At 30.5% G+C, this 11,762-nt stretch carries 11 protein-coding genes and 1 pseudogene; 2 read left to right on the forward strand and 10 right to left on the reverse strand.

All coding sequences use genetic code 11. The annotated features are described in order from the left end of the window. A pseudogene (locus tag ABI549_RS11930) lies at positions 1–549 on the forward strand (hypothetical protein); the annotation flags it as partial. Positions 550–608: 59 nt separating this feature from the next. On the opposite strand, the gene ABI549_RS11935 reads toward ABI549_RS11930, so the two are convergent. Beyond that, entirely contained in the window at positions 609–902 is a 294-nt protein-coding gene (locus ABI549_RS11935) for an antibiotic biosynthesis monooxygenase (protein WP_348076691.1), read from the reverse strand. A gap of 154 nt (positions 903–1,056) precedes the next feature. Further along, positions 1,057–1,809, reverse strand: coding sequence for a rhomboid family intramembrane serine protease (locus tag ABI549_RS11940; protein WP_348076692.1), 753 nt, complete (start codon positions 1,807–1,809; stop codon positions 1,057–1,059). A 207-nt stretch (positions 1,810–2,016) separates the two neighbouring features. On the opposite strand from ABI549_RS11940, the gene ABI549_RS11945 reads away from it, so the two are divergent. Further along, positions 2,017–3,294 carry a replication-associated recombination protein A gene (locus ABI549_RS11945; RefSeq protein WP_348076693.1) on the forward strand — a complete coding sequence of 426 codons (1,278 nt, stop codon included), beginning with the start codon at positions 2,017–2,019 and terminating at the stop codon, positions 3,292–3,294. A gap of 144 nt (positions 3,295–3,438) precedes the next feature. On the opposite strand, the gene ABI549_RS11950 is transcribed toward ABI549_RS11945, so the two are convergent. From ABI549_RS11950 to ABI549_RS11985, 8 genes are all read right to left on the reverse strand, one after another. Further along, a complete protein-coding gene (locus ABI549_RS11950) occupies positions 3,439–4,206 on the reverse strand; it encodes a hypothetical protein (RefSeq protein WP_348076694.1) in 768 nt (255 codons plus the stop codon). 1 nt (position 4,207) lies between these two features. Next, entirely contained in the window at positions 4,208–4,894 is a 687-nt protein-coding gene (locus ABI549_RS11955; RefSeq protein WP_348076695.1) for a YjjG family noncanonical pyrimidine nucleotidase, read from the reverse strand. Positions 4,895–4,897: 3 nt separating this feature from the next. Next, positions 4,898–5,587: a DNA repair protein RadC gene (radC, locus tag ABI549_RS11960; protein ID WP_348076696.1), complete on the reverse strand. Its 690-nt coding sequence runs from the start codon at positions 5,585–5,587 to the stop codon at positions 4,898–4,900. Further along, positions 5,587–6,942, reverse strand: coding sequence for a Mur ligase family protein (locus tag ABI549_RS11965; protein WP_348076697.1), 1,356 nt, complete (start codon positions 6,940–6,942; stop codon positions 5,587–5,589). The genes radC and ABI549_RS11965 overlap by 1 nt, the downstream gene beginning before the upstream one ends. A gap of 73 nt (positions 6,943–7,015) precedes the next feature. After that, positions 7,016–7,699 carry a hypothetical protein gene (locus ABI549_RS11970; RefSeq protein ID WP_348076698.1) on the reverse strand — a complete coding sequence of 228 codons (684 nt, stop codon included), beginning with the start codon at positions 7,697–7,699 and terminating at the stop codon, positions 7,016–7,018. A gap of 5 nt (positions 7,700–7,704) precedes the next feature. Continuing rightward, a complete protein-coding gene (locus tag ABI549_RS11975; RefSeq protein WP_348076699.1) occupies positions 7,705–9,939 on the reverse strand; it encodes a hypothetical protein in 2,235 nt (744 codons plus the stop codon). Beyond that, on the reverse strand, positions 9,899–10,897 hold the full coding sequence (locus ABI549_RS11980; RefSeq protein WP_348076700.1) for a hypothetical protein: 999 nt from the start codon (positions 10,895–10,897) through the stop codon (positions 9,899–9,901). Before ABI549_RS11980 ends, ABI549_RS11975 begins: the two co-directional genes overlap by 41 nt. A gap of 92 nt (positions 10,898–10,989) precedes the next feature. Then, a partial coding sequence (locus tag ABI549_RS11985) for a S46 family peptidase (RefSeq protein WP_348076701.1) occupies positions 10,990–11,762 on the reverse strand: 773 nt, incomplete at its 5' end.

The raw sequence follows: 11,762 nt of genomic DNA on the forward strand, positions 1-11,762 counted from the left end.
CCTGGAGATATTTTTATCAAAAAAATACTTCCAACTTGTACCGAACACGAAAAAGCACAAATCGCAAAAGAGTTTGTTAAGTTTAACGAGCGTTGTATTATAGGTTTATTAGGCGATATGCGTTCTTATAATTATGTCATAATCCCAATACATGATTTTGATCATGTCGAATTTCGTATTCGTCCCATCGATTTCGACCAACAATCTTATGAAGGCAATATAAAAATATACTTTCCGCAGTTTTATAAGGAAAATTTTCAAATGGTAAAATTGGTTATAGATAAACTTAAGCCAAATTCGATAGAACAATATAGAAAAGAAGTTCGCTCGGCAACAGTAAAACGAATTCATGGTCAAGAGACACGTTTCGAAGAATTGATTAGTATTATGAAAAATGAACGTTTGGCACCAGATGAACATGTTGAATCGTTAAAAAAATCACTTCAAAAATTTACGCATGATAGTAAATTTAAAAAATGCCAAACAATGGGCGACATTGTAGCAACTGGCTTAAATTTTGTTTTAAAAAATTACAAAAATTCTTTATAAAACAAAAAACCATTTTAAGAAAAATCCTTAAAATGGTTTTAGTCCATATAGAACAAATATTATTTTGCTGCTAAAACATTTACTTGTTCAATAACTGGAGCAACAGATAATAACTCAGCTGCATTGGCCATTAATGCTTTTGCAATTTCTCCAGATAAGTGCGCTTGTCTTCCTGCTTCGTGAGGAAAAGTATCAAAAATACCAAACGTAGATTTATCAATTTGAATGGCATACCAGGTTGTAGTATCCACTTCTGCAACTGCTAATGGTAAAGCATTTGTGATAAAATCTGCTACTTGTTGCTCTTTTCCTTCTTTCGCAACCAAGCGAACTAACAATGCTACTTTTTTCATGTTTATTTATTTAAAATAATTAATAGTAAATTTAGCAAAGGAATTGATAATCATAGTAGAACAAACTTTAAAATTTACATAAATTTAATTCTATTAATTTTATTATTGAATGTCAGATTATAAAAAATAAAAGCATTAAAAAAATTTAAAATATTTATAGTGCCTTATCATTTAACTCTTTAAAATGATACACTATTTTTGGCAATTCATTACCAATTTCATCTTCTATAATTTCAGGTTTTGGTTGTGGCGCAAAATTTCCATTTTCATCAAAGTGTTTCATAAATTCATCTTGACTAGGGTCAAAATCTGGTCGCTCCCAATCATATCTTATTGGCTTCTGATATTTATCAGTTTTAGTGTAAAAAGCCAATAAATAACCAGCAATAAATCCTGAAAGATGTCCTTCCCAAGAAATATTTTCTTCTGCCGAAGGAAATACAAACCAAATCATTCCACCGTAAACCACTACTATTGTTAATGACAACGCCACTAATCTAAAATATTTAGATTTGATTCCTTTGAAGAAAATAAAACTGACCAAAACATAAATTAATCCACTGGCGCCAATGTGATAACTTTCTCTTCCTATAATCCAAGTGCCAAATCCTGAAAGCAAAACACCTAAAACCAAAACTTTCAGCGATTCCTTTCGATAAAAAAATCGCAAAGCGGCTACTAAAATAAATAACGGAATCGAGTTGTTAAACAAATGTCCAATATCGCCATGCAAAAACGGACTCAACACTATTCCTCTAAGTCCCGAAACGGTTCTTGGCAAGATTCCTAAATGAGAAAAATCACCTGGGAAAATAATTTCGATAGTATAAACCAACCAAAGCGACAGCACTAAATATAATGGCCAAGCTAGTACTGATGCGGAAAATTTGAAATCGGTTTCTTTCATTGGTAATTTAAAGATTCATAAATTGAATGATTTAAAAATTTATAGTCAAAAATACTACCAAACTCAATTTAGTGATATTTTGTCATAAATAGATTATTTGGTTAATCGTTTATTTGGTTATTTGATAATTTAAAAGTTTAAATGTCATAAATTTGAATCCGTATTATTCGATTAAACGAATAGTTAAATAACCGAATCAACAATCAATTGGAAGCACCATTAGCAGAGCGAATTCGTCCGCAAAATCTACAAGAATACATTAGTCAGTCGCATTTAGTTGGCGAAAATGGCTCGTTGACGCATCAAATTGCGAAAGGAATTATTCCGTCGCTTATTTTTTGGGGACCGCCTGGTACGGGAAAAACGACTTTGGCACAAATTATTGCGCAAGAAAGCAAACGTCCGTTTTATATCTTGAGTGCGATAAATTCTGGCGTAAAAGACATTCGTGATGTGATTGAAAAAGCCAAACAAAGTGGCGGATTATTTACTACTAAAAACCCCATTTTGTTTATCGATGAAATACATCGTTTTAGCAAATCGCAACAAGATTCTTTACTCGCTGCGGTTGAAAAAGGTTGGATTACACTCATTGGAGCAACTACCGAAAATCCAAGTTTTGAGGTAATTCCTGCTTTATTGTCAAGATGTCAGGTTTATATTTTGAATGCTTTTTCGAAACAGGATCTCGAAGCGCTATTGCATCGCGCCATGACAACTGACACTTTTTTGAAAACTAAAAATATCGAATTAGTCGAAACCGAAGCTTTATTAAGACTTTCTGGTGGCGATGGACGCAAACTATTAAATATTTTTGAACTCGTCATAAACGCTACGAGTGAAGACCATATTTTGATTACCAATGAAAAAGTGATGCAATTGGTTCAGAAAAATACTGTTTTGTATGATAAAACTGGTGAACAACATTACGATATCGTTTCGGCATTTATAAAATCTATTCGTGGCAGTGACCCGAATGGCGCAGTTTATTGGCTGGCTCGTATGATTGAAGGCGGTGAAGATGTAAAATTTATTGCTAGAAGAATGCTTATTTTATCTTCTGAAGATATTGGCAATGCCAACCCAACGGCTTTCATAATGGCTAACAATACTTTTCAGGCGGTTACTACGATTGGTTATCCTGAAAGTAGAATTATTTTGAGTCAATGTGCGGTTTATTTGGCAACTTCTCCTAAAAGCAATGCAAGTTATCTGGCTATTGGCGAAGCTCAAAAAGTAGTAAAACAAACTGGTGATTTGCCTGTTCCTATTCATTTACGAAATGCGCCCACGAAACTCATGAAGGAATTGGGTTATGGAGACGAGTACAAATACTCCCATGATTACTCTAATAATTTTGCCGAACAAGAATTTTTGCCAGACGAAATTTCGGAAACTGTTTTTTATAATCCAGGGAATAATTCTCGTGAGAATGGCACTAGAGAATTTTTAAAAAATAGATGGAAAGATAAGTATGGGTATTAGAAAAAATTACGAATTACGCATTAATACATTATAATTATATTTTAATCCAATCATAAATGCTATTTGTCATTCCGACGAAGGAGGAATCTCATAAAGAGAAGCTAACAATGAGATTCCTCCTTCGTCGGAATGACAAAATATAAACTAAAACTTAATATCCAATTTCTCTGAAACTAATTTTCCGTTGTCTAAATATTCGAAAAACCAAACTTCATTTTTAGCAAAAACAACACCATTTTTTCCATTTTGATTGCATAAGTAAATAGCATTTCTTGATGTTTTATACAATACTAACTCTTGTTGATTTGTTTGATTTGTTACTTTTACAAATGTATCGGTTGCTGTTGAATTATCGGTTTTTATAACTTTTTCGTAGGTTACTCCATTTTCAGATTTTATGACTTTAGTCACTTCTTTCGACACACTTTCTACATCACGGGATTTCAATTTTTCTTGCGCTTCATCATCATAATAAGTTTTTCCCGAAAACTTATACTTAGCTTTATCAAAAGATTTTAAGGTTAATAACAAGGCTTGATTATATGCTTTTGCAAATTCTTTTTCTCTACTTTCTCCTAAATCAGTCGTGAATAAAACTACTTGTCTGCAATCTTTAAATTCAATTTTTATTCTTGTAGAAAACATCGTGTTTTCTTCTACAACATTTACAAAAACTTTATTGCAATTGTAATCTAAAAATCCTTCTGGTAAAACATCGGTCGAAACATAAGCTTCAAATCCTTTTTGTTTTAAGAAAGCTTTTATGGTTGAATTAATTCTATATTGATTGTCTTCTTTTTGAAATTCAAATTTCGCAGGAATTATCGCCATTTCATAATCATTCAAAGACGATTGAGAATATATTAAACTTGAAAATAAGGCAATTGCTATTAAAAATAATTTGTTTTTCATTTTAAAAAAGTTTTTTTAGTTGGGCTAAGTTAGCAATTTGATTGATACTTTGTATGACTTCTATTTGATTTGGATTAAAAAAAATAGCTTCTATTCCGAAATCTAAGGCGCCATTTACATCGGCATCAAGGCAATCTCCAATCATGATACTTTCTTTTTTTTGAGCATTGGCAACCTTTAGAGCATGTTCGAAAATAATTGGATTTGGTTTTTTAGCTCCTGCTAATTCTGAATTAGTTATGGTTTTAAAATAATGACTAATATTAGAATTGTTTAGTTTTTTATGTTGCACTTCGGCAAAACCATTGGTAATGATATGCAATTGATACTTCTGGCTTAAGAAATCTAAAACTTCGATAGCATTATCAAAAAGGTGATTAAAATCAGGTAAAAATTCGATATATTCATCCGAAATCACATCAATTTGATTATCTGAAATTTCTTGTTCTAAAATATCGAAAGTCTCTTTTAGTCTTTTGTAACGCAATTCTTGATGTGTTATTTCATCTTTCTGATACAACTTCCAACAGGATTGATTAATTGGCGAATAAACAGTTATGAAATCTTCCACTTTAATATTTGGAAAATAGTTGTTTAAAATTCGTTCGAAAGCCAATTCCGAATTTTTATCAAAATCCCAAAGTGTGTGATCTAAATCGAAAAAAATATGTTTTATTCTCTTCTTCATAAATTAAAAAATATCTTCATCTCGAAAACTCAAATAACCATTTTCGGTAATAATAATGTGATCTAAAACAGGAATAGTAAGTTGTTGTCCAGCTAATTTTAATTGTTTAGTCAAAGTCTTATCGGCATCGCTCGCTTCTAGTTTTCCCGATGGATGATTGTGCGAAAGTATAATAGCTACTGCGTTTTGCTCTAATGCCATTTTAAAAACCATACGAACATCGACAACAGTTCCTGTAATTCCACCTTTACTAATTTGTGATTTATAAATCACTTTGTTAGAATTATTTAGAAATAAAACCCAAAATTCTTCGTGTATTAATTCACCAATAATAGGTTGCATAATATCGAAAACTGCTTTACTAGAATTGATTTTTTTGAGCTCTACTGTTTCTTCTGCTCGGCGACGGCGACCCAATTCGGTTGCAGCAACAATAGAAATAGCTTTTGCTTCTCCAATTCCTTTAAACTCGGTTAGTTGTTTGATGGATAGTTTTCCTAAGGCATTCAAATTATTATCGACACTAGATAAAATGCGTTGTGACAATTGCACAGCACTTTCCGACCGACTTCCTGAACCAATGAGAATGGCAACCAGCTCGGCATCGCTTAAAACGTGTTTGCCTTTTAGCATTAGTTTTTCTCGTGGCTGATCGTCTTCTGACCAGTTTTTTATAGAAAGATTTTCTTGCATTATGAAATTAATCCTTTAACTTCATCAAAATTTAATCCGCCATAATTCCCAGAACTCATTAGTAATAAGGCAGAATTCTCTAAATTAAGGCTAAACAAATAATCTTTAAAATCTTTTGGATTGGTATAAATGATTAAATCTTTTCGGTTGAAGGCTTTGGCAATTTGCTCATAAGTAACTTCTTCTAATTGTTTGATTTTTACGGCATCTGGCGAATAGAAAACCACAGCAACATCAGCATATTCTAACGCGCCTTCATATTCTTTGAGAAATTCGGCGTTCAAACTACTATAAGTATGAAGCTCTAAACAAGCAACTACATTTCTGTTAGGATATTGCTCTTTTACGGCTTTTGTAGTAGCGGCGACTTTACTTGGCGAATGTGCAAAATCTTTGTAAGCCACTTTTGTTTTGCTTTCCGCAATTTTTTCTAATCTTTTAGAAGCGCCTTTAAAACTAGCAATGGCTTCATAAAAATCGGCTTCATCGACACCCATATTTTGGCAAATCCATTTGGCTCCAGCCAGATTATTAAGGTTATGCGCTCCAAAAACTTCGATTGGCATATCGCCTTCTGGTGTTTCTAGTAAAGTGATTCCGTCGTTTACCGTATATTTTGGTGTATGATAAGCAATTCGTCTAATAGGATTTGTAGAAGCTTCGGCCACACGTTTTACTTCCGAATCGTCTTCATTATAAACTAGAATTCCGCCATTAGTAATTTTTTGAATAAAAATTTCAAATTGTTCTACATAGTTTTCATAAGTTGGAAAAACATTAATATGATCCCAAGCAATTCCCGAAATTAAAGCAATATTGGGTTGGTATAAATGAAATTTTGGTCTTCTATCCATTGGCGAAGACAAATATTCGTCGCCTTCTAAAACGATAAAGTCGTTTTCTTCAGTAAGATGCACCATGGTATCAAAACCTTCTAATTGTGCACCAACCATATAATCGACTTCGATATTATGATAATGCATGACATGTAAAATCATAGAAGTTATAGTAGTTTTTCCGTGAGAACCACCTATAACCACGCGAGTTTTATTTTTAGACTGTTCGTATAAAAATTCTGGATACGAATATATCTTTAGTCCCAATTCTTGTGCTTTTAGTAATTCCGGATTGTCTGCTTTTGCATGCATTCCTAAAATGATCGACTCGATATCGGACGTGATTTTTTCAGGAAACCATCCAAGTTCTAAAGGCATAAGTCCTTTTTTTTCTAAACGAGATTTGGATGGTTCGAAAATAGCATCGTCACTTCCTGTAACTTGATATCCTTTGTTGTGTAATGCCAATGCTAAATTGTGCATCGCGCTTCCGCCAATGGCGATAAAATGTGTACGCATATATTAGATTTGAGCTTTTTGATTTCAGATTTTCGCTTTCAGATTTCAGAGGAAAAAGAAGTTTGAAAAGAAATCAATTTATAAATTCTTTTTTTAGATTTATTGCTTTTTGTTTGTCTTTAAACTTATTCAAATATAAATCATATAATTTATTGAAAGTAGTTTTTGAATGACCAATTTCATAAGCTTTTAAATAATTTACTTCAGCATTTGTATATCTATTAAAATAAGTATCTATATAGCCTTTTGCGAGGTAACCATCTACTTTTGAGATAGAGTCCAATTCGTTAGCATACTTTTGGGCTTTGATTTCGCTTCCTCCTGCTATTCCTGGCAATTCTATATATAACATTACTAACGCCCAACGGGAATCTATGTGTTTTGAATCTAATTTTGCAGCGGTTAAAAAGGCGTTTTCTACATCGTCAATCATTCCTAAAGCTTTGAATTTATTAACAGATTTAGCTTTTAATCCTAATGCACCCCCAAATTTGTACCAATAATTAGCATTTCTCGGAAATGCCGTTTTTAGTTTTTTATAGTAATAAATCGCATTATTCCATTTTTGTTCATACCCTGAAATATCTCCTAGATATTCGATGGTTTTAGCATTGGTTGGATTATCTTTCAAATAGCTTTCAAACAACGTTTCTGCAGAAGCATACTTTCCTTGGTCGAAAAGAATTTTAGCTTTGTCGAATGATGTTTGCGACCAAATAGATATATAAAAGAAAATGAAAAATAGAGTCGATTTCATCTTTATTACTTATTTATAAAAGAATTAAAATAACCACATTCACTAATGACGTCCTGATAATATTTAGTTGTAGCGTATTCTTTTTTAAGCTTTTTATAACCCTCAAAAGAAATATAATCTACTTCATATGGTTTAAACAATGGAGTGTTATAAAATTCATTTCTTTCAATCTTAGTTAGCAGATAAACTGTTTTAGCTTTTTGTTCATTATCTTTTGCAGCATTAAAGGCATCTTGATAATATTGCTTTGAAAATTTATTACTAAACAACATATTTTGATATAAATCGTCTATATAATTACCATATTGATTGATAATTTTATTGTCGTAAAATGATCTTGCATTTCCATAAAAAGACATGCTATAAAATGCATTTCCTAACAAAATGGCATTACTGAATTTATCATTATTATTATTCTTTAAATTATTTTGTATTTCGACCATTTTCTTTAAAAAATCAAGCTTTGAATATTTTGTTTTTTGGTATGCAATATGATCGCAATCATTACAATCCTTAATATTTCCATTAAATGGATTTCCATCTAAAATCATCTCTTTTGCCTCTTTAGATTTTTCTAATTCGACAATAGCATTTTGAAGTTGGTTATTATAAGTTAATTTAATGGCTTTATAATCATAAATATCGTTCAAATTGACATTATATAATGACTGAGCAAATATATCCCAATCGGATTTTTTGTTCTTAAGTAAATAGTTTTGCGTTTTTTCTGTTCGATCAGGATTTAGATAAAAATCTTTTTCTCTTAAGAATAATTCTGCAAACACATCATTTCCTTGTTTTTTATATAATGAGGCTATGTAATTTCGAGACCAATTTATTAAAAAATTAGTTCTTAAATTAGAGCTATTATTGTTCTCTTTTTGAAAAGAAAACAACCATTTTAGGCTTGGCAATATTTTATTTTCTGAACCAACATCAAGTTTTTTTAGAGAAGCTACTTCATTAAAAACTTGAAATAATTTTAATTGTTCTTTCGCTAATTTTGTGTTTGGAATATCTTTTTCTGCTTGAATAAAATAATTAGATGCTACATTATTATTCTCCTTAATAACTTCAAAATAACCAGCAGCTATATTCCAAATATAGGGAGTTTTTGTGTTTTTTGCTTTGGCAATTTTAGATATAACTTGATATAATTTATTATTTAAATCTTCATTTTTAAGTGTTGTTTTAGTACCGTAATCATAATAACTCCAATCAGAAGAATTCATTTTATTTTCGGCTAAATTAATAGCTCGCGTAAGCAAATAATCTAAATGTGTATTTTTAGGATCTAAAATATAAATTTGATTTATAGCTTCTACCTCATCTGCATAATACCCATATAGTGCCCATAAAGATGCTTTTTGAGAATTTGTTTTTGCTAAATCTAGTGACGCTTTAAAATCATTATCACTTTGTGGGTGAAAGCAATAAGTGGCCACTGTTCTTAGTTTGGGGCAATTGTCAAAAACAACACTATACATAAAATTAGATTTTGCATAGTCTTTATTTTTATATAAAACTCCAGCTACATAAGATAATCCTCTGTAAAACATTTCGTTTCTATCTAATTTAGCTTGAGTTTTATTAAAAAAAGTGATTGCTTCGTTTCTATTATCAGAATAAAAATAAGCTTTCATGGTAAGAAACCAATACCTGTTTTTAAGAAATGGTTCTTTAGTCAGATTATAAACATTCTCTATTTTTTTTGCCTGAGCTACTGACATAAAGTTAATAGCATTCATACTATCCGTGTTATAATCCCAAGAAGAAGAATTGTTTGTATATATTTCTAATGATTTTGCTAAATTTATAAAAACAAAAAAACTTTTTATTTTTTCATTAGTCAAATCATATTTTTTAGAAGCTGCTCTATTTTTATTAGAAATATTTTTAACTGTTTGGCTAACTGAGACATCCGAAGAATCGGAAAGAATAAAATATTTAAGTTCTTTGTCTGAAATTTTATTCTCTAAATACTGCTTCCAATCGGCAATTATAGATTCCCCAAATCTTTGCGAATGATTGTTATCATACCAATCACCACCATAAAACATATTAACACTATAGAACAATTGTTCGTATGATTTGTCCTGTACATAAGCTTCAGGAGCAAAACTCGAATTATATTCGAACCAATCCCAATCACCACCAGCACATAAGGAAAAAAAAGTAGTAACTCCTATTAAAAAAGTACTAGAAACTAGAATTACAGGTCTTGAAAAAAAGTTTATCATTATATTTTTTTATATTATTTTCGTCTAAATCATAGTAAATAATTTCTTCGGGTTTGTTTAACATATAACTGCTTAACAAATTTATCATTTCTTTTATATCAGATTTAGAAACATCTTCTAACTTAAGTTTGTCTCCTTCTTTAAAGAAAAAACCATTAAAAAGTACATTTTTTTTAACAACTATTTTTGTCTCATCTTCAAATTCAAAATTAGCATTATTTTTAAAGCTTTCTAACTCAATTTTAGATATCAAATTAACAATTTGATTATTTCGACTGTGGATTATCCAAGAAAAAATAGGCAATGCAACTTTTAGCTTCAATGGATAGTTCTTTAAAGATGGTAAGTATTTTTCTGCAATTTTTGGATCATAGATAGAATTAGAATTATCAGTCCCTAGTTTCCCCATATTATAAAACATTAAAACACCGTAATCTACTGATGGAATCTTTGTTTCATTGGAATATTTTATTTGATGTAGACGAATAGTTACTGAAATTATTTTATGATATTTAGATTTTAAAATCTCTAAAAATCGCATATAATTATCTTTACTTTCTATAGTCCAATCACAATCTATTTGAATTTCAGAATTTTGAATTCTATTAACTTTATCTATCTGATTAATTAGTTTTAAAATATTTGTAACTAACTCATCATGATTTATTTTCTTAGATGAAAAAATTTCGTTTTTTATAAAAACGACTGGGATAATTTCTTGGTTTTTTACGTTCTCTAGAAAATGAATTGGCGCAACTGGAAAAGCTTTATTATTTACTAATTTAACATCAAAATAACGAACATATAGTTTCTTAACCTCGTTCTTATTTAATGTTTGTTTTTCTAGTTTTGTGAGTTTTAATTGAGTTTTCCAATAATAAAAAGAAACCAACGGAACTTTGTCTTCCTTACAAGAAGACAGCATTATAATCAATAAAAATAGAACTGTTTTTTTCATCTCTAAAATTCAAAGTAAAGATATAAAAAAATCCGACTTAAATAAATAAGTCGGATTTCTGAATTTATTTTGAGATTAAATTTCTCAGTAAATTATTTAACCAAAGTCATTTCATCAACAATGTGTTTTGCTCCTGAGAAATTCTCGATTACCCAAAGTACATAACGAATATCTACATTGATTGTTCTTTGTAGTTTTTTGTCGAAAATTACATCTCCAGCCATCGCTTCGATATTTCCATCGAAAGCAATTCCTATTAATTCTCCTTTTCCATTCAGAACTGGCGAACCTGAGTTTCCTCCTGTAATGTCATTATCTGTCAAGAAATTTACGTGAAGTGAACCATCTTTGTCTGCAAAACGACCAAAATCTTTATTGTTATTCATCTCAAGTACACGAGCCGGCAAATCAAATTCTTCATCACCTTTTTTGTATTTCTTAACCTGACCTGCAAGTGTTGTGTAATTGTTTATTTTTGCATCATTACGTTTATCAGCTGGCAAAGCACGAACTTTACCATAAGTTAAACGTAAAGTTGAGTTTGCATCTGGATATTTTATGGTTCCAATTTTAGACTCTCTTAAACCTTCAACTAATAAACGAAATGAAGCGCCAAAATCGTTTTGAGCTTTTGTTATAGCATCGGATTTTGATGTAAAATGTGTTATCATATCATTTGACAACTCGTATAAAGGATCTTTATCTAACACTTCTTGACTTGGCAAATCTAAGAAAGATTTAATTTTTTCTTTAGATGTTAAAATACTAGTATCGAAAGAGTCGTTTACATATTTAGTAAAATCATTGTTGTTTTCTTTAGCTAATTTATCGACCATTGGCGCAATAGCATAACCTGTAGATTTTG

Source organism: Flavobacterium sp. (genome assembly GCF_039932285.1).
Lineage (GTDB): Bacteria > Bacteroidota > Bacteroidia > Flavobacteriales > Flavobacteriaceae > Flavobacterium.

Bases quoted from the DNA above. Each gene is read 5' to 3' on its own strand.
- ABI549_RS11940 (WP_348076692.1), bottom strand. From the start codon at position 1,809: ATGAAAGAAACCGATTTCAAATTTTCCGCATCAGTACTAGCTTGGCCA.
- ABI549_RS11965 (WP_348076697.1), bottom strand. From the start codon at position 6,942: ATGCGTACACATTTTATCGCCATTGGCGGAAGCGCGATGCACAATTTA.
- radC (WP_348076696.1), bottom strand. From the start codon at position 5,587: ATGCAAGAAAATCTTTCTATAAAAAACTGGTCAGAAGACGATCAGCCA.
- ABI549_RS11970 (WP_348076698.1), bottom strand. From the start codon at position 7,699: ATGAAATCGACTCTATTTTTCATTTTCTTTTATATATCTATTTGGTCG.
- ABI549_RS11955 (WP_348076695.1), bottom strand. From the start codon at position 4,894: ATGAAGAAGAGAATAAAACATATTTTTTTCGATTTAGATCACACACTT.
- ABI549_RS11950 (WP_348076694.1), bottom strand. From the start codon at position 4,206: ATGAAAAACAAATTATTTTTAATAGCAATTGCCTTATTTTCAAGTTTA.
- ABI549_RS11975 (WP_348076699.1), bottom strand. From the start codon at position 9,939: ATGATAAACTTTTTTTCAAGACCTGTAATTCTAGTTTCTAGTACTTTT.
- ABI549_RS11980 (WP_348076700.1), bottom strand. From the start codon at position 10,897: ATGAAAAAAACAGTTCTATTTTTATTGATTATAATGCTGTCTTCTTGT.
- ABI549_RS11935 (WP_348076691.1), bottom strand. From the start codon at position 902: ATGAAAAAAGTAGCATTGTTAGTTCGCTTGGTTGCGAAAGAAGGAAAA.